Here is a 22,177-nt window from a genome sequence, read left to right as displayed (position 1 = left end):
GACCCCTTGTAGACGACGAGGTAGATAGGTTGGAGGTGGAAGTGCAGCAATGCATGGAGCTGACCAATACTAATCGGTCGAGGGCTTATCCAAAAATATTCATTGAAACACAGATTCGTTTCGTATCTAGTTTTCAAGTGATCAAACACTTGAATTAAATATTGTTCCCTGATAGCTCAGTTGGTAGAGCACTCGACTGTTAATCGAGTTGTCACAGGTTCGAGTCCTGTTCGGGGAGCCATAATGGAGAGGTGTCCGAGTTGGCCGAAGGAGCACGATTGGAAATCGTGTAGGCGCCAAAAGCGTCTCGAGGGTTCGAATCCCTCTCTCTCCGCCATTATAGTTTGGCCCGTTGGTCAAGGGGTTAAGACACCTCCCTTTCACGGAGGTAACATGGGTTCGAATCCCATACGGGTCACCACTTTTATTAATATCATCAGGGATGAGAGTCCCAAGGAAATAATGCTTGCATTTTTAGTGGTTTATCTGCTAAGATATTAAAAGTGTTTCTTATGGAGGCTTAGCTCAGCTGGGAGAGCATCTGCCTTACAAGCAGAGGGTCGGGGGTTCGATCCCCTCAGCCTCCACCATGTTTACTCAAAGAGAATAAATGCATTTTTAATGACGCGGGGTGGAGCAGTCCGGTAGCTCGTCGGGCTCATAACCCGAAGGTCGCAGGTTCAAATCCTGCCCCCGCAATTTATCTCCTTTCCTAAATGGAGATACATAATAGGCCGTGGAACCGTGGTGTAGAGGCCTAACATGCCTGCCTGTCACGCAGGAGATCGCGGGTTCGAATCCCGTCGGTTCCGCCATTTATTTTCTTGAGTGATTGCTTTGGTGCAATAATACTCTTAGTAGAAACAAAATTAGGCTCGGTAGCTCAGTCGGTAGAGCAGAGGACTGAAAATCCTCGTGTCGGCGGTTCGATTCCGTCCCGAGCCACCATGAATTATAAAAAAGCATAAAAGCCGGTGTAGCTCAATTGGTAGAGCAACTGACTTGTAATCAGTAGGTTGGGGGTTCAAGTCCTCTCGCCGGCACCATATGGAGGCTTAGCGAAGTGGCCAAACGCAGCAGACTGTAAATCTGTTCTCGTACGAGTTCGGTGGTTCGAATCCATCAGCCTCCACCAGTTTTATTATAGGGGCATAGTTTAAAGGTAGAACAGCGGTCTCCAAAACCGTTAGTGTGGGTTCAATTCCTGCTGCCCCTGCCATTCGAAATACAGCTTCATGTTTTTTTATTATGGCGGTCGTGGCGAAGGGGTTAACGCACCGGATTGTGGCTCCGGCATTCGTGGGTTCAAGTCCCATCGATCGCCCCATAACTTTTAATGACAATCTTGTTGGGGATTAGCCAAGCGGTAAGGCAACGGACTTTGACTCCGTCATGCATAGGTTCGAATCCTATATCCCCAGCCAGTTTAAGCGGACGTGGCTCAGCGGTAGAGCATCGCCTTGCCAAGGCGAGGGTCGCGGGTTCGATTCCCGTCGTCCGCTCCATTTTATTTCGGCGCCATAGCCAAGTGGTAAGGCACAGCTCTGCAAAAGCTTTATCCCCAGTTCGAATCTGGGTGGCGCCTCCATAAACTTCATATGCGCCCTTAGCTCAGCTGGATAGAGCGTTTGACTACGAATCAAAAGGTCAGGAGTTCGAATCTCTTAGGGCGCGCCATTTTTTTTAACTGAATATGCCGGTGTGGCGGAATTGGCAGACGCGCGCGACTCAAAATCGTGAGGGAAACCGTGGGGGTTCGAGTCCCTTCACCGGCATCATAGAGAAAAGCCTTGGATATCTTTCCAAGGCTTTTTCTTGTATAAGCTTAATGGTAAACCGAGCCGCCGTTAACCTCTTATCTCGCTATAATGGATGTCCTCTCCGTATAGATATCTTCTTTATACGACGTGCCCACATTTCCTCATCCTTATTTAATGAAGATATACAATTCCAGCTCGCTTTAGCCGGGTTAAACAAGCTCCATATGTCTTTAGCTAAGAGCTGCGTCCCTGGCCCAGTCCCGCCAACGATTCCTGTTCCAAGCATTGTATGAGTTAGCTATTCATTAAGGCGCCAAAGTGTGTCGTTTATGCTCTATTAACGGGCTATTAGAGCTGCCTGTGGAGGATATGCGCTGCCAGCGTTAATATGCAGGAAAAAGCTTGCTTCGTCTAAGGTCCAAGCCTTCCCCCGACTTAGGTCTAGGATCAAAAACCGTCTACGGTCCGTTTTGGAAAACCCGGATAGAACCTAAAATAGAGTCATAAGGTTGATACAAACGAAAGGCGGTGACAAATGCATGAGAACAAATAAAACTTCTGGTTGGGCGATCGTATTGATCGCACTCGGAGCCCTGATGCTTCTGGGGGTATTCGCTCCATTATTCGGCAAGCTGATCGGATTGATCTTCCCGATCCTGATGATCGTGCTCGGCTATTATGGAATTCGCAGAGGTAAGGTGGTTATCGGTACGATTATCCTCGCATTCGGTGTCATGGGACTTCTGGCGAAACTGTCCTGGATCATCGGACCGCTGCTGGGAATTGCCCTGGTAGTGTTCGGGATTATGCTGCTGAAAGGTAAGAAGTCGTCGAAGTGGATGTAAAGGTAACAAGGAATCTTCAATAAATACAGTTAAACGAATAGGCGATCACAGCTTATAAGGAGGGAGCAAAACAGATGAGCGTATTTCGCAGGGTACGGGATATCACCGTAGCGACATTAAACGAACGTTTGGAACAAAGTCAGGACCCGGTACGGTTGATCGATCAGTTTTTAGCATCAACGCGTGACGATATTATGGAAGCCGAGAAGCTCGTTCAGCAGTACTCCGCTCATGTGAGACAGCTGAAGCAGCAAGTGGATCAGGCATCCAATATGAAGGATAAGCGTGAGGAGCAGGCACTGCTGGCTCTCAAGGCCGGCGAGGATCATCTAGCCAAGCTCGCGCTTCAGGAAAAAATTATCTATGAAGAAAAGCTCGAGCAATATGGGGGACTGCTGGATACAACACGCCAGTCTCTCACCGAGCTGGAAAATCAGCTGAACGATCTGAAACTGGAATACCAAACCGTGTACAGCAAACGTCAATACTATGCAGCACGGATGGAAACCCTCAGACTTCAGCAGCGGATGAATCAGCGGATGGAAGGTTTTGGTGGGCAGGATGTTCCCAAGATGTTCAACCGTCTGGAAGACCGCATTTCCGATTGGGAGTTTGAAGCACGCAGTCTGCGTGACCTGCGCCGCGGTGGTCAGGAACTGTTCGAGCAAGCCAGCGGAACGGTATCCAGCGTGCTGGAAAGGGAGCTGGCCCGCCTGAAGGAAAAGCTGAACAACAGCGGAAAGGAGTAACGTCATGAGCAAGTTATACCGATCGACCCGCGATAAAATGGTCACCGGTTTGTGCGGCGGTCTGTCCGATACCCTGGGCATCGATTCCACGCTGCTGCGGATCCTGTTCTTGATCAGTATCCCGTTTACCGGTGGAACCACGCTGTTCATCTACTTTATCGCGGCATTGGTCATCCCTAAAGAACCAACAACCCCTTTTAATCCATATGGACCGGGACCGGGGGTAGCTGGGGGCGGATACTACGGCAATAATATGGGGTCCGGCAGCTACTACGGTAACGGTCAGCAAGGCAACGGCGCTTATGGTGCCCAATCTTTTGACCCAAGAGCCAAATACAACGGTTCGCCCTACGGCGGAGGCAGACCGGGCGGATACAGCTCGTCCGCATCCGACCTGGACGCCATGATGGAAGATATCGAGAAGAAAGCCATGAAGAAAGAGCTTGAGGAATTGAAAAAAAAATTATCCAAGTACGAGAAGGGAGAAGTGTAAAACATGGGAGTATTTAAAAGAATTAAGGATATGACAAAAGCATCGGTGAACGAGGTATTGGATAAAGTTGAAGATCCGGTAATTATGCTGAACCAGTATCTGCGTGATATGGAGGCAGAAATCCATGACGCGGAAGTTACTGTAGCGAAGCAAATGGCCAATGAACGCCGCATGAAGCAGCGCGTGGAAGAAGCCGTGAAGATGGCCGGCCAACGCGAGGCTCAAGCTGAACTGGCACTTCGTAACGGTCAGGAAGAAGTAGCGCGCAAGCTGCTCGAGGAAAAGATTTATTTTGACCAAAAACTGTCCGAGTACCAAGAACTGCATGCTCAATCCGAGGTGCAAGCCAAAGAACTGGTACAGCAGCTCCATGACATGAAAGACGAGTTCTACAAAATGCGGAACAAGCGTAACGAGCTCGTAGCCCGTGCGCAAATGGCGAAAGCCAAAAAGCAAATGTCGCAAATCAGCAGCCTGCATACGATCGAAAGCGGCAGCGCGTCCCTTGGATTCCACCGCATGGAAGAAAAGATCATGCAAATGGAAGCTGAAGCTGACGTGATGCGTGCCCCTTACCGCCCGGAAACATCCGCTTTCACCAGCCCGGTCGATGCGGAGAAGCAGCTGAAGGTGGAAGAACAGCTCAGCGCGCTGAAAAGCAAGCTGAACCCGCCGGCTGCCGCTCCTTCCAAATCGAATAAAGAATAAGTATTCAATTCTGCGGACAATATGATATGCTAGGAAGAATGGAATAAGGGCGCGAGACCTCATTCACATCTTCCTGGAACCCGGTGAAGCCATAAGGAGTGTGCCCGTCACAACCCTATGGCTTTTCCGATCTTACTTTTCCGATCAATCAAGACATCATAAGGAGGTGCGGCATGGAAAAAAGAAATCGCTTCATTGCGCTGATTCTCATCGGGATCGGCCTCCTCATGCTCTTCGGCAGGTGGGTCGGCTTTTTTACCATCGTCGCCCTCTTATTCATTCTTATGGGAATTTATACGATTCGCGGCGGAAAAGTGAAGAGAGGTTACCGCCTCGTGGCGGTGGGAGCCATCCTGCTGCTGATTGATCATTTGCTGATCGTGCTGGGCATTGCGCTGATCTCCCTGGGATGGTTTTTTGTAAAAGCAAGGAAGGTGCAGAACCGGGACGGGTACCTGCAGAAGCAGGGATTTTCGGGTCATTATAATTGGGACCAGGTCCCATGGGTTATGAGAAGCCAGAGCGTCTGGCATGTCATCAATGAGGCCGATCTGGATTTGTCGCTTGCGATCCCCGAGGAACACCGTACGGTTATGATGTTTCAAGGCATCATGGGGGATACGGATATTAAAATTCCGGAGTATTACGGGGTGGAGCTTGAAGTGTTCGTCCTGTTCGGCGCGATCGATTTCAGAGGGCAACGGGATAACGGCTTGATGAACCGTTTGAACTGGAAGTCGCCCAATTATGAGACCAGTGAATACAAAGTTAAATTCCATATTTCCTACCTGGTAGGAGATGTTGATATTGATCTGTCATAGGAGGAGGGTTCCCTGATGAAAACCAGAAAACCGGCTAATATGGTCTCCCGGAGCATGGGCGAGGGGGCCCTTCTTTCTTTTGTTATGCTCCTGATCATTTTTTACGTACTTTATACATATGGTTATTTGGCCCCTTTTGATTCTTGGCAAAAAACGCTGCAGGCCGGTGCTACGCTGATCCTCGTGCCGATCGGTCTGGGCGCTATCTTCGGGTTTTATCAAAGCTACCGGGTTAAAATGAAGCTGGAGCGTCTGCGGGAAACGCTGCTCTCCTGGGAAAAAGGGAACGTCGCCCGCTCCGTGCCGGAGCTTGGCAGCGACGAGGTGGGGCGCCTTGGCGAGCAGCTTGGGCGCATCAGCAAAAAGTGGGAGGAGCAGGTGAACTCCCTTCAGCGCTTATCCACGAACAATGCCCAGCTGGCTGAGAAGGCGCGGATATCGGCGATCGTAGAGGAGCGGCAGCGTCTGGCGCGGGAGCTGCATGATGCGGTATCCCAGCAGCTGTTTGCGATATCGATGACGGCGACGGCCGTGGGGAGGACGCTTGAGAAGGATTTTGACAAGGCCCAGCGCCAGGTGGCGCTCATCGAAGAGATGGCCGCTGTGGCCCAATCGGAAATGAGGGCGCTGCTGCTGCATCTCCGGCCGGTCTATTTGGAAGGCAAGCCGCTGGAGCAAGGCCTGGGCGAGCTGATCAAAGAGCTCAAAGTGAAGGTCCCGATGGAAATCGTGTTTGAAATGGACAAAGGCATCCACCTGGTAAAAGGAATCGAAAACCACCTGTTCCGCATCATCCAGGAGGCGATGTCTAACACGCTCCGGCATGCCAAAGCGGATAAGATGGAAATCCGGATTCACCAAAAGAAAGACATGGTTTGGGTCATGCTGCGCGACGACGGCCAGGGCTTTGAACTAAACGAGACAAAACAGGCTTCTTATGGCCTTTCCAATATGCAGGAACGCGTCAATGAAATCGGCGGATCGATCCAGATGATTACGGCGCCCGGCAAGGGAACGCGAATCGAAATTACCGTGCCGATTGTATCTGAAGACAAAGCAGGGAGTGAGGATCTTGGAAATGGAAACACCCATGATTAAAGTGCTGCTCGTCGATGACCACGAGATGGTGCGGATCGGCCTGGCGGCCGTACTGGGGACCGAAGACGGCATCGAAGTCGTCGGCGAGGCAGGCAGCGGGGAGGAAGGCATCCGCCTTGCCCGGGAATACAAGCCCGACGTCGTCCTGATGGACCTGGTGATGGATGGCATGGACGGGATCGAAGCGACGCGGCAGCTGCTGAAGCTGTACCCCGACTGCAAGGTGATCGTGCTGACAAGCTATTTGGACGACGAGAAAATGTACCCGGTTATCGAAGCCGGGGCATTCAGCTACCTGCTGAAGACGTCGCGCGCAAGCGAAATCGCCGACGCCATCCGCGCCGCGGCGCGCGGCCAATCGGTATTGGAATCGCAGGTCGCCTCCAAGATGATGAACCGGTTCCGACATCCGGAGGTGGAAGCCCCGGCGCACAAGGAGCTGACCGACCGCGAAATGGATGTGCTCCGCCTATTGGCACAGGGCAAGTCCAACCAGGAAATCGCCGATGACCTCATCATTGGTATTAAAACGGTCAAGTTCCATGTGACGAACATCCTGGCGAAGTTAGGCGTTGACGACCGCACGCAGGCGGCGATCTACGCTTATAAGAACGGTCTGGCGGAATAGTTGGGATTAAATCAAGAGCAATTTAATCAAGAGCAGATGAAAAGCCCCTGAGGAGCGGATAGCTTCCAGGGGCTTTTTTAGATTAAGAATGTGTGAGTTTTGAAAACCGCTAAATCAAAAACAGCAGCCCGAGGGTAGCCAGACTCAGTGCCAGGCCGGCCCCGAAGCCGAATCCATACGGATAATAGGGAAAGAAGGCGCGGATATTGGCCTTTTGCGGAGCTTTGGCTACCGGCCCCTTGGCGCGTTTTTTATGGCTGCCCTTTACCTTGGCGCCATGCAGCTGGGTGCCTTCCGGCCCGTTCAGAATAATATGGCCGTCTTTGCACTCGGTCAGCTTTCCGGTATATACTCTGCCGTCATACATACAGGCAGCGACCATTTTGCCGCAGTGCCGCCGAATATTTTCCTCTGTTAATGGGTAAATAGGGATCATGGAAGTGTGCGAACCTCCCTTATCATTTTTATTAACCAGTGTATTCACCGCCTATGGACGCGGCTATGGTCATTCACCCAATTTCGCCTATCGTGTGGTTTTAGGTATAATCGCCCTGGAAACGGACATCCTTTTAGTAGATTGATAGATTTCCTAGTGAAGGGATGTATGAGGGATGATGGCAGTCCGGAGATGGGCAGGTTTAGGTTTGGCAGTATGCATAGCGGCTTTGGTATGGATGGGGTATTTGTGGTACAGCGCGAATCAGACGTCGGCGCCGTCCCATCAGGATCCGGAAGAATTGCGCACCCTCTTGAAGCTGGGAAATGAAGTGGTGGACGTTCCGCATCGTATCGTTGTGAAGTGGCAGGGAGACTGGGAAGCCAACGGCAACCAGGATGCATACGAGGCGGCCGAGGAGCTGTCCCAATCGCTGAATCTGCCGGGAGTACAGCAGCAGACGGAGGGCGGTCACTTGACGTACCGGGTCGTGGATACGAAAAATGGCGTTAACGTACGGTTCAACTGGCAGGAGATTTCGGAGAATCGCAGTTATATTATTATTCAAATGGAGGCGGCTGGTGATGAGCAGCTGAGCGCATTGACCAAGCTCCAGTCGGAATACGGACAGGCGCTGCACGAAAACGGCATCCATGCTGAATGGAATGCCTCTTTGCAGGGAACGGTTAAAGGGGAGCGCACTGCCGGATCGACCATGAAAACGGTAGAAGAAGGCATTTTCAAAAATATGGCGGCGACAAAGGCGGAATCCTATGAGGACGCGACGACGGTCAGCAACGCTTATGAGGTGCCTACATTGCGGTCCGGTATCCAAAGTGGGGGAAAGGTGCTGAACATGCAGGTGGCGGTCCATGAGGATCAATCGACCGGCAGCAGCCGGGTGACGATCGGGCTTCCGGTCATTACGATTGAGTATTAGACCCTGGAGCAGCGTTCTGCCAGGGTTATTGAAAGAAATTTTTGATTTTCCACAAAGTTAAACGGATAGCATGATGCGGATGAATATGCTAAAATGACATCAATCATTTTATGCCAGCCAAATTATGGTGTAAAATCGGGATTTTGTTGGGACCAAAATACGACATAGAAAGAATGAGGAGCCATGACTGAAAATCAAAATCTTGAAGCACTCAAAACACCTGGTGCTGTATTTTTTATTTTCGGGGCAACCGGGGATTTGGCCAAACGCAAACTGTTTCCTGCCATTTATAGTTTGTACCGTGAAGGTAAATTAGCCGAGGATTTTGCGGTCATCGGCGTCGCGCGGCGTCCGCGTACCCAGGAGGAGTTCCGTGAGGACATCTTCCAGTCGATTCAGGAATTTTGCCGTTACAAGGCGGAGGACAACGACCATTGGAAGACGTTTGCGCAGCATTTTGAATATAAATCCCTCGATATTAACAACGTCGACGGATTCCGTGAACTAAACGAACAGACAGTGAAGCTTGAGAAGCAGTTCGGCATTCCGGGCAACCGACTATTCTACCTGGCCCTGGCGCCGGAGCTGTTTGGCAGCGTATCGTTCAACCTCCAAAAGGGCGGCATGCTGGATGCTGAAGGCTGGAACCGCCTCGTCATCGAGAAGCCGTTCGGCTACGATCTGAAATCGGCTGAAGAGCTGAACGAACAGATTCGCCAGGTTTTTAAAGAAGAAGAGATTTACCGGATCGACCACTACCTGGGCAAGGAAATGGTACAGAATATCGAAGTCATCCGGTTCGCCAACGCGTTTTTCGAGCCGCTGTGGAACAACAAGCATATTTCCAACGTGCAGATTACGCTGAGCGAAACCGTCGGCGTGGAAGAGCGCGGAGGGTACTACGACCACGCCGGCGCACTCCGCGATATGGGACAAAACCATATGCTGCAGATGCTGACGATGATCGCGATGGAGCCGCCAAGCCGCCTGCTGCCGGAGGACATCCGCGACGAGAAGGTGAAGGTGCTCCGTTCGCTCCGGCCATACGAGACAGCGGAAGAAGTGAAGAAGAACGTCATCCGAGGCCAGTACATCAAGGGCTCTGCCCGCGGTAAAGACCTGCCGGCCTATCGTGAGGAGGACAAGGTCGACCCGAACTCCAATACGGAGACGTACTTTGCGGCGCGGCTGTTCGTGGATAATTTCCGCTGGGCGGGCGTACCGTTCTACATCCGGACTGGCAAACGCCTTCCGGTCAAAACGACGGAAATCGTCGTGGAATTCAAGAGCATGCCGAACAATGTGTATTTGGGTAAAAAATACAAGCTCGAACCGAACCTGCTGGTCATCCGGGTGAACCCGATGGAAGGCATCTACGTAAAGATCAACGCGAAGAAGCCGGGCTCCGAAAATGAAATCGAGCCGCTCGCGATGGACTTCTGCCAGAGCTGCATGGTCGGCATCAACTCGCCAGAAGCGTATGAGCGCCTGCTGCATGATGCAGCCCGCGGCGAATCGACGTATTTCACCCGCTGGGATGAAGTGGCGTCGGCCTGGTCCTTCGTCGATAAAATCGCCGAAGCCTGGGCGCAAAATCAGGGCGATATCGCTTATTATCCTGCCGGGTCCTGGGGACCGAAGGAAACGGACGAACTGCTGAAAGCGGACGGCTTCCATTGGTGGCCGGTGAACGGCCAGGAAGAGGACAACGTCGTGTGGCAGATTGGCAAATAAAACCGTTGTACCGGTGCTTGCCGTATGTTTCACTAAAGACATAGCCTGAAATGAAATCATCCTCATGCAGCCTCTGCATGGGGGTGATTTGCGTAGAGAATGTGATACAATAATAGACATGACTTTAGTGATGAAGGGAATAGTGAAATGAGCAAAGCGATAGATGATACGCTGCAGCAGGAAGTGGAGAAGCGCCGGACGTTCGCGATTATCTCCCACCCGGACGCAGGCAAAACGACATTAACGGAGAAGCTGCTCCTGTTCGGCGGCGCGATCCGGCTGGCCGGTACGGTCAAAGCGCGCAAAGCGAGCAAGCACGCGACCAGTGACTGGATGGAAATCGAGAAGCAGCGGGGGATCTCGGTTACTTCGTCGGTGATGCAGTTCGATTATAATGGACATCGGGTCAACATTCTGGACACCCCGGGTCACCAGGACTTCAGTGAGGATACGTACCGGACACTGACTGCTGCCGACAGCGCGGTCATGCTGATCGACGTGGCCAAAGGGGTCGAGGCCCAGACGATCAAGCTGTTCCAGGTTTGCGCGAAGCGGGGCATTCCGATTTTTACGTTTATCAACAAGCTCGACCGGGAAGGACGGAGTCCGTTTGACCTGATGGAGGAGCTGGAGCAGGTGCTGGGCATCCGCTCCGTGCCGATGAACTGGCCGATCGGGACCGGACGCGAGCTGTGCGGTGTCTACGACCGCATGAAGAATCAGGTCGAGCTGTTCCAGGGGAACGATCACTCGACCATTCAGGTACAGAAAGTGGAGGACTATAACGACCCGGTGATCCGTGAGATGGCGGGGGATTACCTGCATGATCAGCTGTGCCAGGACCTGGAGCTGCTGGACGTAGCGGGGGACCAATTTGACCTGGAAAAGGTACAGAAGGGCGAACTGACGCCGCTGTTCTTCGGCAGCGCGATCAACAACTTCGGGGTGCAGACGTTCCTGGAGAACTTCCTGCAGCTGGCCCCGCCGCCGGAGCCGCGCCGCAGCACGGTTGGGCTGATCGAGCCGACGGATGAGAAGTTCTCGGGTTATATTTTCAAAATCCAGGCGAACATGAATCCGGCGCACCGGGACCGCATCGCCTTCATGCGGATCGTGTCCGGCAAGTTTCAGCGCGGCATGAGCGTCAAGCATGTGCGGGTCGGCAAGGACATCAAGCTGTCGCAGCCGCAGCAGTTCCTGGCACAGGACCGCGACATCGTCGATGAAGCATATCCGGGCGATATTGTCGGGCTGTTTGACCCGGGCATTTTCCGGATCGGCGACTCGCTGAGCCAAGGCAGCGAAATTGTCTTTGACGAGCTGCCGACGTTCTCGCCGGAGATTTTCTCCAAGGTGACGGTCAAGAATGCCCTAAAGCACAAGCAGTACCAGAAGGGGATCGACCAGCTGACGGAGGAAGGGACCATTCAGGTGTTCCATACAGTCAGCTTCGACGATACGATTCTCGGCGTTGTCGGCCAGCTGCAGTTCGAAGTATTCGAATACCGGATGAAAGGCGAGTACGGCGTGGATGTGCAGCTGCAGCGGATGCCGTACCAGTTCGCCCGCTGGATCGTGGACGACCAGATCGATCCGAGCAAATTCCGCATCAATTCGACGCTGGTGAAGGATAAGAAGGGCAACTATGTCGTGCTGTTCGAAAACGAATATGCGATGCGTACCGCGATGGAAAAGAATCCGACCGCGAAGTTTCTGGAGACTGCGCCTTAAGGGCTGCTGAAGCTTTTGTTATATAGGAAATACCCCTCAGCTGTTTCCCGGCCGAGGGGTATTTTTCATTGCGGTCAAATCGCTGGCGTCTTTTTTAAGACAGTGGACCCGGCTTAATCGTCTTGAGGTGCTCATGGGCCACATGGACGAGCTCGTTCTGCTGTTTCGTGTCGATATTTTTCCACATCATCTCAAAGATCGCTCCCAAGCCGGGGAGCGCCTGCTCCGGACCGTCGACGGAGCCTTCAATCATTTCACGAAGCTCGGCTTCATTGGAATCATGGACCTTATGGACAATGGCTTGGCGCAGGTCGAGAAGAATTGACATGATCGTTTTCCCTCCAGGCTGAAAGTTTGAACCCTTCAATTCGAGCCGGTCCGCTCCGAAATCGATGCGAAAGACGTGCCGCTCTCAGGGCTCAGTCTGAATTGTAATGATATTCTATAGTAATGTGCCCCGAGGCAGGTGGCAAAATTCAAGTTTTTCACCCGCTGTGATATAATAATCAGGATAGACTTCTTATAGTCGTGGAGGTTAACATATGGCAAAAAAGCAGTACGCCGTCATCGGTATGGGGCGCTTTGGCTCCAGTGTCGCGAACACACTGAGCGAGATGGGGTTTGACGTGCTTGCCATCGATTCGGATGAACAGCGCACCCAGGCGGTATCAAATATGGTTACGCATGCCGTATCAGCGGATTCAACGGATGAAGAGGCGCTTCGCGCCCTGGGCATCCGCAATTTTGATGTGGTGGTTGTCGCCATCGGCGAAGACATTCAATCCAGCATTTTGACGACGCTCATCCTGAAGGATCTTGGGGTCGGAACGATCATCGTCAAGGCGCAAAATGAACTGCACGGCAAGGTTTTGGAAAAGATCGGCGCCGATAAAGTGATATTTCCGGAGCGGGATATGGGCATGCGGGTCGCCCACCATCTCACTTCGCCGAATATTTTGGATTACATTGAAATTTCCGAAGACTACAGCATTCTGGAATTAAAGGCTTCGCAGGACATGGTCGGCAAAAACTTGAGGGAACTCGACATTCGCGCCCGCTTTGGGTGCAACGTCATGGCGATCAAGCACGGCACGAAGATGGATATTTCGCCGTATGCCGACGCTCCGCTGAGCGAAGACGACGTGCTCGTTATCGTCGGCGAGAAAAGCGATTTGACCAAGCTGGAGCTGGCTTATCCGAAGTGATCCGATCCTCAGCGCGAGAACCTCGTCCTGGGGCAAAGGAGCAGTTCGACAGATGAATCATGAGAAGGACGGTTAAGGATGGACATCATTTCACCGCAAAACCCCCGGGTCAAGGAATGGGCGCAGCTGCTCGAGAAGAAGCACCGGGATAAGCATCATAAATATATCATCGAGGGCATTCATCTCGTGCAGGAGGCGCTGACGGCCGGTGCAGACCTCGAATGCGTCGCTTTCGATCTGGAGCAGGGGGTTCCGTCCGAGCTTGCCCACCTTGCCGGCGGGGAATCTGCGGAGTGGATCGGCGTATCGCCTGCGGTAATCGCAAAGTGCACGGATACCAAAACACCGCAGCCGGTCTTTGCCGTTGCCCGGAAGCCCAAGACCGCGGCAGGGCTGGACGCTTTGATGAGCCTGGAGGGCAGCCTGGTCATCGTGCTGGACGGCGTGCAGGACCCCGGTAATGTGGGGACGATCATCCGCAGTGCCGATGCAGCGGGGGCGGACGGGGTCATTCTGGGGCGCGGGTCGGCCGACCTGTACAACCCGAAGACGATCCGCTCGACCATGGGGTCGCTGTTCCATCTCCCCGTGGTGGAGGGGGATTTGATGGAAATTTTGCCGGAGGCGAAGCAGCGCGGCACGCGGGTGATCAGTACCAGCCTGCAGGCGCGGGACACGTGCTACAGCTACGATTTCCGGCAGGGCTCCTGCTGGCTGCTCGTCGGCAACGAAGCCAAAGGGGTATCGGGGCAGGCGCAGCAGCTGGTGGATGACGCGCTCATCATTCCGATGCGGGGACAGGCCGAATCGCTGAACGTGGCGATGGCTTCGACGCTGATGCTGTTCGAGGCGATGCGGCAGCGGCATTTTGCTTGAGCCTGCCTGCCTGTGGATCAAAATAAAAGGCAATTCCGATCGGCGTACGATGCGGAACTGCCTTTTTTGCGTGCTGCCGGGAGGAGTACTGACGTAAATTGCTTCACATCTACCCAGCCAAGAAAAGCCTTATGCGTTCGTTACACGCCCGAATAAGCCATGAATCCGCCGTCAACGGGCACTACTGTGCCGGTGACAAAACCCGAGGTGGTGTCGTCCACCAGCCAGAGCAGGGTACCCAGCAGGTCCTCCGGAACGCCGAATCGGCGCATCGGTGTGTGGCTGATGATTTTATGGGAACGCTCGGTCAGGGACCCGTCCTCGTTGGTCAGCAGATTCCGGTTCTGTTCCGTCAGGAAAAAGCCGGGGGCAATGGCATTGACCCGAATGCCCGATTCGGCCAGGTGAACCGCCAGCCACTGCGTAAAGTTGTTAATCGCAGCCTTGGCTGCGCTGTACGCGGGCACCTTGGTCATGGGGCTCGGTGCGCTCATGGAAGATATGTTCAGCACAACCGCGCCAGGACGGCCGATCATCTGCCCGGTAAAGACCTGGGTCGGGATGAGGGTGCCGATCATATTGAGGCCAAGCACGTTCTGGAAACCCTGGATGCTCAAATCAAAAAACGTTGTGATCCCCGGCTGTCCAAGGTGCTCCGGCTTATGGACCTCTTCCGTCGTGTTGGCACTGGGGTGATTTCCGCCCGCTCCGTTAATCAGGATATCGCACGGACCGAAGGCCTCGCGGACCTGGCGCTCCGCCGCCTGCACGCTGCTAGGCACCATCACGTCACAGGCCACGGCAAGCGCCTGGCCGCCCGCCTCGCGGATTTGACGGGCAACGGCTTCGCCTTTCTCCGCCGTCCGGTTCAAAATCGCGACCTTCACCCCTTGGCGCCCGAGCTCCAGCGCCATCGCGCTGCAGAGAACCCCGGAGCCGCCGGTAACAACGGCTGTTTTTCCATGTAAGGCAGGGTGGTTAGGCAATGCTTTCATGCGTATCCCTCTTTTCTGCGGTAGGTTGAAGCTTCTGGTAGGCGTCCCACAGCCCCCAGAGATACATAATGCCCATGGCACGGTCATACAGGCCGTATCCCGGCCGGCACTGCTCGCCCCATAGATGTCGGCCATGGTCCGGGCGGGCATAACCGGTAAAGCCGGTGTCGTGATATGCCTTGACGATGCCGGCGATATCGACGGTGCCGTCCTGCGTCCGGTGCGAAGTCTCGATAAAGTCGCCGTTCTCATACACACGCACATTGCGGATATGGGCAAACGGAATCCGGTCCGCAAACTCATGGATCATGGCGATGATGTCGTTGTCCGGATTGGCCCCCAGCGAGCCGCTGCAGAGCGTAATGCCGTTGGACGGGCTGTCCATCAGGGAGAGCAGACGCCGCAGGCTGTCCTGACCGGTCATGATGCGCGGCAGCCCGAAAATCGGCCATGGCGGATCATCCGGGTGAATGGCCATCGTAATGCCGCAACGTTCTGCGGTTGGAATGATCGCCTCCAGGAAATAGGCGAGATGGTCCCATAAATCCTCGGACGTCACATTCCGATATGCCTCAAACAGAGAGGTCAAATGCGTAAGACGTTCGGGTTCCCAGCCGGGCATCGTCAGGGAGGTGTTCTGGTTGATCGTCTGCACAAGGTCGAACGGGTCAATGCCGTGTATTTTGGATTTTTCAAAAAAGAGTGCCGTTGAGCCGTCCTCCAGCCCCTTGTAGAGATCCGTCCGCGCCCAGTCGAACACCGGCATAAAGTTATAGCAAATTACTTTCACGCCGACCTGCGCCAGCTTTTCGATCGTTTTGATGTAATTGTCGATATAATTGTCCCGGGTTGGCAGCCCCAGCTTAATATCCTCGTGGACGTTAACGCTTTCCACCACGTCAATATGAAGGTTATGTGCTGCAGCATGATCCCGAACAGCGATGATCTTCTCCATCGGCCATTCGTCTCCGGCCGGGACGTCATGAAGCGCCCACACGATCCCTTCGACACCGGGAATTTGTTTGATATGATCCAGCGAGACCGTGTCATTGCCTTCGCCAAACCAACGGAATACCATACGCAATCCCATACACCGCCTTGTCATTGTGTTGTTTTGCTGAAAGAAGCTGCTGCCATCTCATCGGCACCATTGCCGGTACCGGTACGGCATGCTCTGGCGGCCTTGCTACAGAGGCCAAAATGACTTACTTGAAATATTCCGGGTAACGCTGTTTCAGGACCGGGAGGTTCGAAATGCTGAGGGTCAGATGCTCCTTCATGATCCGTTCGGCCAGGTCCGCATTCTGGCTGCGGATCGCCTGGATCATTTCCCTGTGCTGCCCAAACAGATGCCCCCAGTGCGGATCCTGCGACAGCCACAACACGCGGGTGCGGTTTAAATGCGCGTTCATCTGCTGAATGACGTTCCAGGTGCCCATTTTCCGGACGCCCTCGAACAGGATCCGATGAAAAGCCTCATCGAGCTCGAACATGCTTTTGCCGTCATGCCGCTCCATGCTCTCCTGCTGCATCATGAGATTGTTCTCCATTTCCTGCAGCTTGTCTGCGGGAAAGGATTCGCAGGCGAGACGGATGACGGCCTTCTCCAGCTGCTCGCGCATGAACCGCGCTTCCTCCACCATGTCCGGATCGATCAGCGAGACACGGGTTCCCCTTTGAGGCAGCACCAGCAGCAGGCCTTCCTGGGCCAGGCGTACGAAGCTCTCCCGAACCGGCGTCCGGCTGACGTGGAAAGTCAGGGACGTTTCTTTCTCGGACAGGGCCGTCCCCGGGGGAAGCTCCAGGCTGACAATCTGCTGCTTGAGCTGTTGGTACACGATATTTCCGGCTGAACCGGATTGGAGCATAATTTCATCCATTTCATGCATACCTCCTGACACTTCCATACTACCATACAAGTATGGCAGACGGAACGAAAATTTGCGGCTGACTGACCTGGATATTAGAAGCAGGGCAATAGAACACAAAGCCGACAGGAGGCGGCAGGTATGATAAATCTTTGATTGTCTGTGATGGAAAAGGGAATGCAGGGTAGGGTGCCGTGTAAAGGACAGCAAAAAAGCCGGCGGACAAGTCCGTCGGCTTTTAAGCAAGAACCTTCTGATGTACATGGTAGTGGGGCGGCTTAAGCCGAAGTTTTACCGGCTTACTGAGAAACGGCTATTTCACCGGCTGTGTAATAATCCGGTCCACGATGCCGTATTCCAACGCTTCCTGGGCGGAGAGGAAGAAGTCACGGTTCGTGTCCTTTTCGATGCGTTCGAGCGGCTGTCCGGTCTTCTCCGCGATAAAATCGTTGATCTTGCTTCTCAGCTTCAAAATCCGGCGCGCCGAGATATCGATATCGGCGGCGGGACCTTGGGCTCCACCGAGCGGCTGATGCAGCATGAACTCGCTGTTGGGGAGGGCATAACGCATGCCCTTTTCACCGGCGAGGAAGAGCACGGCGCCCATGGAGGCGGCGAAGCCCATGCAAATCGTGCTGACCTTCGGCTTGATGTAGTCCATCGTGTCCAGAATGGCATAGCCTGCCGAGGTAGAGCCCCCTGGGCTGTTGATATACAGGGATATATCTTTCTCCGGATCGTCGGCGGCCAGGAACAGCAGCTGTGCGATGATGCTGTTGGCCACCACGTCGTTCACTTCGGAACCGAGAAATATAATCCGGTCCTTCAAAAGGCGCGAATAAATATCATAGGAACGCTCGCCAAGCCGGCTTTGTTCCACAACGTAAGGAATCGTGTTCATGTTCAAGGCCTCCTTTATATGGGAAGGCACAAAGGATCTACGCCGCACAGCGCAGGGACATACCCGCTCCGGAGGACATCCGGGTCCGGCCGAAACCGACCACTGGGGCCCGGTCCGTTGCCGGCTGCAGAGCTATCATTAGCCGCTGGAGCAGCTCAGGCTTCTCCTGCCGGATGGCGGTCAGCAGGAGATGGCGAAACTCCTCCTGCTCCACGTCCTTCCAGTGCGGGTCCGGCGAAGCCGCTTCGCCGGTGTCTCCGCTGAGGTTGCGGCGCGCCCTGTGCAGCAGTGATTTGACTGTCGTTTCATTCAGTTCCAGCATGCTGGCGATATCCGACACCCGGCTCTCAAACACGTCCTTCAGCACGAACACCAGCAGCTGCTTTGGCGTCAGCTTCTCCATTAAGGTGTCGAGCCCGGACAGGAGCATCTCGATCGGGTGATCGGCAGATTGCGGCTCAACCATCGGTTCGGCCGACTCGCGCGACCTTTTGCGGACGAGATCGATCCAATGGTTGCGGGCAATCGTCATCATCAACGGCAGGCTGGGCTGCCGCTGAGAAGACGGATCTTTCAGGCAGAAGCGCAGCGTTTTATCGATCGTGTCATGTGCCAGATCTTCGGCATCCCAGCGGTTGCGGGTGACGCTCAGGCAGTATTTTTTCAGACTTGGGTACAGCTCCGAAATATCCTCGCGATGATATCCGGTGTCATGGAATTGACGGATTAACATGTTAATCACACTCCTGTAGAGGCCTCTATACAGATAACGTTTGAACAGGGGGAAAAGGATACGGGATGCTCAACTTTTTTAAAATATGAGATTGGGGATAATGATCTTCCTCCAATGCTGATACCAGTATAACAAAATAAGGAAGAGGCTGCTCCCTGGCAGGAGCTGGGCTTGCTCTTCTTTTTTGCCAAGCCCGGGCATATGCTGATAAGGTAACCTACGGCTTCGAAGGAGGGGTTCCGGCATGAAAAGAAGGGCCAGATGGCGCAGCAGAGGGGCGAGCAGGCCCCGGAGCCGGCGGAGGGTATGGCTGATCGGAGCATTGGTATTGCTTATTCTTATGCTCCAGGCCTTCGCCTATGTCGAAAATCATCTGAAGCCGCCCATCATGTACTTGGCCAAAATCCGCATGAAGCAGATAGCGACCGACGCCATTAATGAAGCGGTGGCTGCGCAGGTGGCTGAAGGCGAGAACGCGGATGACCTGATCGATTGGAAAATGGATACGGCCGGCAAAGTATCCGGCTTTATGCTGAATTACGCAGAGCATATGAAAATTACCTCCAGCACCTTCAAGGTGGTTCAGTCCACGCTGGAGGACAAACATAAGCTGGCCGAGAGCATTCCGCTGGGTCAGGCGCTCGGCAGCCCGATTATCGCTTCCTTCGGTCCCAATATCCCGATTCGGGTTGAACCTCAAGGTGCGGTCAAGGTGGATCTGAAGACGAGGGAAAAAGATGCGGGGATCAATATGGTGCTCGTAGAGATTTATATTCATGTAACGGTCGAAGTAGGGGTCGTCGTGCCGTTCGATATGGAGCCGGAAATCGTTGATACGGAAATTCCGGTCTCCTACCTGATGGTCGTCGGCAACGTGCCGATGTATTATTACGACAGCAAGGGCACGCCGGTCGGGGAGAACGGGCCCGCAGCCCCAAGCATCGCGCTGCCCGGAGCCGGAGCGCAAAGCCAGCAAAGCGGAAGCCCGGCGGCGGCCGGAACTCCGTCCAACGTCAATCCGGGAGGGGAGAGTCCCGGAACGGATTCGACCGGCGGGGTAACGGGGGAAACAGGGAAGCACTAATCGAACGGTTCATGCAAAAGAAAAAGGGATCTCCCGAACACGCGGTTCAGGAGGATCCCTTTTTCTTTTTCAGCGCTTTGCGCTCTTCCATTTCCCAGTGACGGAGGGACGGATAAGGGTCAAACGACCATTCGACCAGGCCGCTGTCGCGGTAGATGCCGTAGTGCAGATGCGGGGGGAATTTTCCCTGCGTACCGGGTTTTCCGTAGCCGGAGCTGCCGACCCAGCCGATCGTTTGGCTAGGCGCGACGATATCTCCCTGTTTTATGGACTTTTCAAACCCTTGAAGATGGGCGTAGTAATGGTAATGGTTATCCAGATCACGGATGCCGATACGCCAGCCGCCGAACGGGTTCCACCCCTTGAGCTCAATGACGCCGTAGCAGGTGCTTCGCACGGGAACGCCGTAGTTCGCAAAGATGTCCGTGCCCTCATGGATCCGGTAACCGCCCCAGCTCCGCCCGCTTCCCCAGGTACTCCGGTACGAGTAGCTGCTGCTGATGGGGAGAGGGAAGGCATGCCCGGATAAATCCAGCGTACCGAATTTTTCATACAGCTTGGAAAATTGTTCGATCCGTTGAACCGAGCGGCTGTTATGGTAATATTCCCACATTGCGATGTTGAAATCTTCCTGTGATTTACCGAACCGCTGCAAATAATGAGCCATGCTGTAGAGCACGTCGAGGTCGTTGTTGGGATCTGCGCGCCCGTCGCCGGAGCCGTCGCGTCCGTATCCGTCGAAGATGGAAATAGACCGCGGGTTATGATCGTTCAGTTCCGGATTGAACACCCCCGACCAGGCCGGTTCCGTGATGAGGATGCCGGTGAGGCGCTCCGGGTGCTTGCGGTCCTTCGGGTGGGCTTTGGTCAGGGTCCGTTCGTACTGATCGATCGCGGCAATCCTGTACCAAGGAATGCTGGTGGCTTTGCTGATCCTCGCATAGAGTGCCTTTCTGGAATCCAGGATTTCGGTCCGGCTCAGCTGATCTAACGATTTCGTGGCTTGGTCTGGCTCCGGAGCCGCCGGTTCCGCCTCCACCTTAACGGGAAATTGGAAGCAACCCAGCAGCAGCGCCGATGCGAGCATACCTGTCAGCGAACGTTTGAACCACCGTGTATGCGGAACAATGTATTTCATCGGTTCTCTACCTCCTGCCAGTTTGGTACAGTCCACGCTTGGATAATTAGGACTGGACCGACATAGCCTTAGAGTGAATCAAGAACCTGGAATTTATCCGTGCGTGGAAATGGAAGTATTTTGGCTGATTTCATGATATAATATGGAACATGCAGCAGCTAACCATGATAGCGAAAGAAGGTCAGAACATTGCCTACGAATACCATCAAGGAGCCGAAGCCGGATTGGATTCGCATCAAACTGACAACCGGTGACAATTACCAGGAAATCAAGAGCATGATGCGCTCTAAGACCCTTCACACGGTATGTGAAGAAGCACGTTGCCCTAACATATATGAGTGCTGGGCCAATCGTACCGCCACGTTTATGATTCTCGGCGATATTTGTACGCGGGCCTGCCGTTTTTGTGCAGTAAATACAGGAAAACCGACGGAGCTGGACCTCCAGGAGCCGGAACGTGTCGCTGAAGCGGCGGAGAATATGGGTCTGCGCCACTGCGTCATCACCAGTGTGGCCCGGGACGATCTGTCCGACGGAGGTGCATCCATTTTCGCCGAGTCGATCAAAGCTGTCCGCAAGCGTCTACCGCTGTGCAGCGTGGAGGTGCTGATTCCGGACTTTATGGGCAATTGGGACGCCCTGAAGATCGTAATGGACGCGAAGCCGGATATTTTGAACCATAACATTGAAACGGTGGAACGCATGTCGAATCGTGTGCGCGCCAAAGCGAAGTATGACCGCTCCCTGGAACTGCTGCGCAGAGCGAAGGAAATGCAGCCGAATATTCCGACGAAGTCCAGCATTATGCTGGGGGTCGGCGAAGAGTGGGATGAAATTTTGCAGGCGATGGACGACCTTCGCGCCGTGGACTGCAACATTATGACGATCGGGCAATATTTGCAGCCTTCTCCGCAGCATTTAAATGTGGTTAAATATTATCATCCGGATGAGTTTGCCGCATTGAAGGAAGAAGGCATGAAGCGGGGATTCAGCCACGTGGAGTCCGGTCCGCTTGTGCGCAGTTCCTACCATGCCCATGAGCAGGTACAATCTGCTGCACAGCATAAATAGGCGCCATTATACGATAACCTCAGGCAGAAAGGCAGGGGTAGTTCATTGATTCTGATCGGCGGAAAAAATTATGAGGTGCTTAAAGATCATAAAGACGGTTGGAACCTTGAAGCCTTTCGTGAACGATACAGTGAAGTGCTGGACCGCTACGACTATATTGTCGGCGATTGGGGCTACAGCCAGCTCCGGCTTAAAGGGTTTTACCGGGATAAGCATCCCAAAGCAACCAAGGACACAGCCATTTCCGGCATGATGGATTACATCAACGAATACTGCAACTTCGGCTGCGCGTACTTTGTACTGCAGAAGAGCCGGGAGTCGCAGCCCAAAGAGAAAACAAAAAGCGGTTCCGTATAGGAGCCG

General features: G+C 53.8%; 23 protein-coding genes, 16 tRNA genes and 1 rRNA gene. 32 read left to right on the top strand and 8 right to left on the bottom strand.

Annotation, left to right across the window (positions count from 1 at the left end):
- The 24 genes from FHS19_RS22090 to FHS19_RS21975 all read left to right on the top strand — a co-directional run.
- Nucleotides 1-93, top strand: a 23S ribosomal RNA gene (locus FHS19_RS22090); the annotation flags it as partial.
- A gap of 72 nt (nucleotides 94-165) precedes the next feature.
- Nucleotides 166-241: transfer RNA gene (locus tag FHS19_RS22085), tRNA-Asn, on the top strand.
- Between the two features lie 4 nt (nucleotides 242-245).
- A tRNA-Ser gene (locus FHS19_RS22080) sits at nucleotides 246-337 on the top strand.
- Between the two features lie 9 nt (nucleotides 338-346).
- Nucleotides 347-421: transfer RNA gene (locus FHS19_RS22075), tRNA-Glu, on the top strand.
- 93 nt (nucleotides 422-514) lie between these two features.
- Nucleotides 515-590, top strand: a tRNA-Val gene (locus FHS19_RS22070).
- Between the two features lie 35 nt (nucleotides 591-625).
- Nucleotides 626-699 (top strand) — tRNA-Met (locus FHS19_RS22065).
- Between the two features lie 39 nt (nucleotides 700-738).
- A tRNA-Asp gene (locus FHS19_RS22060) sits at nucleotides 739-815 on the top strand.
- 57 nt (nucleotides 816-872) lie between these two features.
- A tRNA-Phe gene (locus FHS19_RS22055) sits at nucleotides 873-948 on the top strand.
- 22 nt (nucleotides 949-970) lie between these two features.
- Nucleotides 971-1,046 (top strand) — tRNA-Thr (locus FHS19_RS22050).
- 3 nt (nucleotides 1,047-1,049) lie between these two features.
- Nucleotides 1,050-1,135 (top strand) — tRNA-Tyr (locus FHS19_RS22045).
- Nucleotides 1,136-1,145: 10 nt separating this feature from the next.
- Nucleotides 1,146-1,219, top strand: a tRNA-Trp gene (locus FHS19_RS22040).
- Nucleotides 1,220-1,251: 32 nt separating this feature from the next.
- Nucleotides 1,252-1,327 (top strand) — tRNA-His (locus FHS19_RS22035).
- 22 nt (nucleotides 1,328-1,349) lie between these two features.
- Nucleotides 1,350-1,424, top strand: a tRNA-Gln gene (locus tag FHS19_RS22030).
- A 6-nt stretch (nucleotides 1,425-1,430) separates the two neighbouring features.
- Nucleotides 1,431-1,505: transfer RNA gene (locus tag FHS19_RS22025), tRNA-Gly, on the top strand.
- 9 nt (nucleotides 1,506-1,514) lie between these two features.
- A tRNA-Cys gene (locus FHS19_RS22020) sits at nucleotides 1,515-1,588 on the top strand.
- A 12-nt stretch (nucleotides 1,589-1,600) separates the two neighbouring features.
- Nucleotides 1,601-1,677, top strand: a tRNA-Arg gene (locus FHS19_RS22015).
- Nucleotides 1,678-1,695: 18 nt separating this feature from the next.
- A tRNA-Leu gene (locus FHS19_RS22010) sits at nucleotides 1,696-1,775 on the top strand.
- Between the two features lie 524 nt (nucleotides 1,776-2,299).
- Complete coding sequence (locus FHS19_RS22005; RefSeq protein WP_183583883.1) at nucleotides 2,300-2,605, top strand: LiaF transmembrane domain-containing protein; 306 nt, start codon at nucleotides 2,300-2,302, stop codon at nucleotides 2,603-2,605.
- Between the two features lie 74 nt (nucleotides 2,606-2,679).
- Entirely contained in the window at nucleotides 2,680-3,354 is a 675-nt protein-coding gene (locus FHS19_RS22000) for a PspA/IM30 family protein (protein ID WP_183583882.1), read from the top strand.
- A gap of 4 nt (nucleotides 3,355-3,358) precedes the next feature.
- Nucleotides 3,359-3,847 (top strand): PspC domain-containing protein, encoded by a 489-nt coding sequence (locus FHS19_RS21995; protein WP_183583881.1) that lies wholly within the window; start codon nucleotides 3,359-3,361, stop codon nucleotides 3,845-3,847.
- Nucleotides 3,848-3,850: 3 nt separating this feature from the next.
- Nucleotides 3,851-4,555, top strand: a complete 705-nt coding sequence (locus tag FHS19_RS21990) for a PspA/IM30 family protein (protein ID WP_183583880.1) — start codon at nucleotides 3,851-3,853, stop codon at nucleotides 4,553-4,555.
- Between the two features lie 173 nt (nucleotides 4,556-4,728).
- Nucleotides 4,729-5,376, top strand: a complete 648-nt coding sequence (gene liaF, locus FHS19_RS21985) for a cell wall-active antibiotics response protein LiaF (RefSeq protein ID WP_183583879.1) — start codon at nucleotides 4,729-4,731, stop codon at nucleotides 5,374-5,376.
- 15 nt (nucleotides 5,377-5,391) lie between these two features.
- A complete protein-coding gene (locus FHS19_RS21980; protein ID WP_183583878.1) occupies nucleotides 5,392-6,474 on the top strand; it encodes a sensor histidine kinase in 1,083 nt (360 codons plus the stop codon).
- Complete coding sequence (locus FHS19_RS21975) at nucleotides 6,455-7,102, top strand: response regulator transcription factor (RefSeq protein ID WP_145137197.1); 648 nt, start codon at nucleotides 6,455-6,457, stop codon at nucleotides 7,100-7,102. The genes FHS19_RS21980 and FHS19_RS21975 overlap by 20 nt, the downstream gene beginning before the upstream one ends.
- 109 nt (nucleotides 7,103-7,211) lie before the next feature.
- Here FHS19_RS21975 and FHS19_RS21970 read toward each other — a convergent pair whose 3' ends face one another.
- Nucleotides 7,212-7,538, bottom strand: a complete 327-nt coding sequence (locus FHS19_RS21970; protein WP_183583877.1) for a hypothetical protein — start codon at nucleotides 7,536-7,538, stop codon at nucleotides 7,212-7,214.
- A gap of 208 nt (nucleotides 7,539-7,746) precedes the next feature.
- On the opposite strand from FHS19_RS21970, the gene FHS19_RS21965 reads away from it, so the two are divergent.
- From FHS19_RS21965 to FHS19_RS21955, 3 genes are all read left to right on the top strand, one after another.
- Nucleotides 7,747-8,478, top strand: a complete 732-nt coding sequence (locus FHS19_RS21965) for a YwmB family TATA-box binding protein (protein WP_183583876.1) — start codon at nucleotides 7,747-7,749, stop codon at nucleotides 8,476-8,478.
- Nucleotides 8,479-8,661: 183 nt separating this feature from the next.
- Nucleotides 8,662-10,212, top strand: coding sequence for a glucose-6-phosphate dehydrogenase (zwf, locus tag FHS19_RS21960; RefSeq protein ID WP_183583875.1), 1,551 nt, complete (start codon nucleotides 8,662-8,664; stop codon nucleotides 10,210-10,212).
- A 147-nt stretch (nucleotides 10,213-10,359) separates the two neighbouring features.
- Entirely contained in the window at nucleotides 10,360-11,943 is a 1,584-nt protein-coding gene (locus FHS19_RS21955) for a peptide chain release factor 3 (protein ID WP_183583874.1), read from the top strand.
- A 94-nt stretch (nucleotides 11,944-12,037) separates the two neighbouring features.
- On the opposite strand, the gene FHS19_RS21950 is transcribed toward FHS19_RS21955, so the two are convergent.
- A complete protein-coding gene (locus FHS19_RS21950; RefSeq protein ID WP_183583873.1) occupies nucleotides 12,038-12,271 on the bottom strand; it encodes a small acid-soluble spore protein SspI in 234 nt (77 codons plus the stop codon).
- A gap of 214 nt (nucleotides 12,272-12,485) precedes the next feature.
- On the opposite strand from FHS19_RS21950, the gene FHS19_RS21945 reads away from it, so the two are divergent.
- Entirely contained in the window at nucleotides 12,486-13,148 is a 663-nt protein-coding gene (locus tag FHS19_RS21945; RefSeq protein ID WP_183583872.1) for a potassium channel family protein, read from the top strand.
- 78 nt (nucleotides 13,149-13,226) lie between these two features.
- Entirely contained in the window at nucleotides 13,227-14,024 is a 798-nt protein-coding gene (locus FHS19_RS21940) for a TrmH family RNA methyltransferase (protein ID WP_183583871.1), read from the top strand.
- 140 nt (nucleotides 14,025-14,164) lie between these two features.
- Here the strand turns inward: FHS19_RS21940 and FHS19_RS21935 are convergent, their stop codons facing one another.
- From FHS19_RS21935 to FHS19_RS21915, 5 genes are all read right to left on the bottom strand, one after another.
- Nucleotides 14,165-15,019 carry an SDR family oxidoreductase gene (locus FHS19_RS21935; protein ID WP_183583870.1) on the bottom strand — a complete coding sequence of 285 codons (855 nt, stop codon included), beginning with the start codon at nucleotides 15,017-15,019 and terminating at the stop codon, nucleotides 14,165-14,167.
- Nucleotides 15,003-16,103, bottom strand: a complete 1,101-nt coding sequence (gene uxuA, locus FHS19_RS21930; protein ID WP_183583869.1) for a mannonate dehydratase — start codon at nucleotides 16,101-16,103, stop codon at nucleotides 15,003-15,005. The genes FHS19_RS21935 and uxuA overlap by 17 nt, the downstream gene beginning before the upstream one ends.
- 121 nt (nucleotides 16,104-16,224) lie before the next feature.
- Entirely contained in the window at nucleotides 16,225-16,899 is a 675-nt protein-coding gene (locus FHS19_RS21925; RefSeq protein ID WP_183583868.1) for a GntR family transcriptional regulator, read from the bottom strand.
- A gap of 301 nt (nucleotides 16,900-17,200) precedes the next feature.
- Entirely contained in the window at nucleotides 17,201-17,788 is a 588-nt protein-coding gene (gene clpP, locus FHS19_RS21920; RefSeq protein ID WP_183583867.1) for an ATP-dependent Clp endopeptidase proteolytic subunit ClpP, read from the bottom strand.
- A gap of 37 nt (nucleotides 17,789-17,825) precedes the next feature.
- Nucleotides 17,826-18,521: a sigma-70 family RNA polymerase sigma factor gene (locus FHS19_RS21915; protein WP_183583866.1), complete on the bottom strand. Its 696-nt coding sequence runs from the start codon at nucleotides 18,519-18,521 to the stop codon at nucleotides 17,826-17,828.
- 244 nt (nucleotides 18,522-18,765) lie between these two features.
- On the opposite strand from FHS19_RS21915, the gene yunB reads away from it, so the two are divergent.
- Nucleotides 18,766-19,605 (top strand): sporulation protein YunB, encoded by an 840-nt coding sequence (gene yunB / locus FHS19_RS21910; protein ID WP_183583865.1) that lies wholly within the window; start codon nucleotides 18,766-18,768, stop codon nucleotides 19,603-19,605.
- A gap of 46 nt (nucleotides 19,606-19,651) precedes the next feature.
- On the opposite strand, the gene FHS19_RS21905 is transcribed toward yunB, so the two are convergent.
- The gene (locus tag FHS19_RS21905; RefSeq protein ID WP_246426712.1) at nucleotides 19,652-20,743 is read right to left on the bottom strand and encodes a M23 family metallopeptidase; all 1,092 of its coding nucleotides are present in this window, start codon (nucleotides 20,741-20,743) and stop codon (nucleotides 19,652-19,654) included.
- 189 nt (nucleotides 20,744-20,932) lie between these two features.
- Here FHS19_RS21905 and lipA point away from each other — a divergent pair, with 189 nt between their 5' ends.
- Entirely contained in the window at nucleotides 20,933-21,814 is an 882-nt protein-coding gene (gene lipA / locus FHS19_RS21900; RefSeq protein ID WP_221224020.1) for a lipoyl synthase, read from the top strand.
- 45 nt (nucleotides 21,815-21,859) lie between these two features.
- Nucleotides 21,860-22,171, top strand: a complete 312-nt coding sequence (locus FHS19_RS21895; protein ID WP_076175150.1) for a YutD family protein — start codon at nucleotides 21,860-21,862, stop codon at nucleotides 22,169-22,171.
- Nucleotides 22,172-22,177: the final 6 nt, after the last annotated feature.

The organism is Paenibacillus rhizosphaerae (assembly GCF_014192015.1).
In the GTDB taxonomy this organism is placed as follows: domain Bacteria; phylum Bacillota; class Bacilli; order Paenibacillales; family Paenibacillaceae; genus Paenibacillus_AQ; species Paenibacillus_AQ rhizosphaerae.
This window is presented reverse-complemented; position numbering and strand designations above follow the sequence as displayed.

Bases quoted from the DNA above. Each gene is read 5' to 3' on its own strand.
- FHS19_RS22005 (WP_183583883.1), top strand. From the start codon at position 2,300: ATGAGAACAAATAAAACTTCTGGTTGGGCGATCGTATTGATCGCACTC.
- FHS19_RS22000 (WP_183583882.1), top strand. From the start codon at position 2,680: ATGAGCGTATTTCGCAGGGTACGGGATATCACCGTAGCGACATTAAAC.
- FHS19_RS21995 (WP_183583881.1), top strand. From the start codon at position 3,359: ATGAGCAAGTTATACCGATCGACCCGCGATAAAATGGTCACCGGTTTG.
- FHS19_RS21990 (WP_183583880.1), top strand. From the start codon at position 3,851: ATGGGAGTATTTAAAAGAATTAAGGATATGACAAAAGCATCGGTGAAC.
- liaF (WP_183583879.1), top strand. From the start codon at position 4,729: ATGGAAAAAAGAAATCGCTTCATTGCGCTGATTCTCATCGGGATCGGC.
- FHS19_RS21980 (WP_183583878.1), top strand. From the start codon at position 5,392: ATGAAAACCAGAAAACCGGCTAATATGGTCTCCCGGAGCATGGGCGAG.
- FHS19_RS21975 (WP_145137197.1), top strand. From the start codon at position 6,455: ATGGAAACACCCATGATTAAAGTGCTGCTCGTCGATGACCACGAGATG.
- FHS19_RS21970 (WP_183583877.1), bottom strand. From the start codon at position 7,538: ATGATCCCTATTTACCCATTAACAGAGGAAAATATTCGGCGGCACTGC.
- zwf (WP_183583875.1), top strand. From the start codon at position 8,662: ATGACTGAAAATCAAAATCTTGAAGCACTCAAAACACCTGGTGCTGTA.
- FHS19_RS21955 (WP_183583874.1), top strand. From the start codon at position 10,360: ATGAGCAAAGCGATAGATGATACGCTGCAGCAGGAAGTGGAGAAGCGC.
- FHS19_RS21950 (WP_183583873.1), bottom strand. From the start codon at position 12,271: ATGTCAATTCTTCTCGACCTGCGCCAAGCCATTGTCCATAAGGTCCAT.
- FHS19_RS21945 (WP_183583872.1), top strand. From the start codon at position 12,486: ATGGCAAAAAAGCAGTACGCCGTCATCGGTATGGGGCGCTTTGGCTCC.
- FHS19_RS21940 (WP_183583871.1), top strand. From the start codon at position 13,227: ATGGACATCATTTCACCGCAAAACCCCCGGGTCAAGGAATGGGCGCAG.
- FHS19_RS21935 (WP_183583870.1), bottom strand. From the start codon at position 15,019: ATGAAAGCATTGCCTAACCACCCTGCCTTACATGGAAAAACAGCCGTT.
- FHS19_RS21925 (WP_183583868.1), bottom strand. From the start codon at position 16,899: ATGGATGAAATTATGCTCCAATCCGGTTCAGCCGGAAATATCGTGTAC.
- clpP (WP_183583867.1), bottom strand. From the start codon at position 17,788: ATGAACACGATTCCTTACGTTGTGGAACAAAGCCGGCTTGGCGAGCGT.
- FHS19_RS21915 (WP_183583866.1), bottom strand. From the start codon at position 18,521: ATGTTAATCCGTCAATTCCATGACACCGGATATCATCGCGAGGATATT.
- yunB (WP_183583865.1), top strand. From the start codon at position 18,766: ATGAAAAGAAGGGCCAGATGGCGCAGCAGAGGGGCGAGCAGGCCCCGG.
- FHS19_RS21905 (WP_246426712.1), bottom strand. From the start codon at position 20,743: ATGAAATACATTGTTCCGCATACACGGTGGTTCAAACGTTCGCTGACA.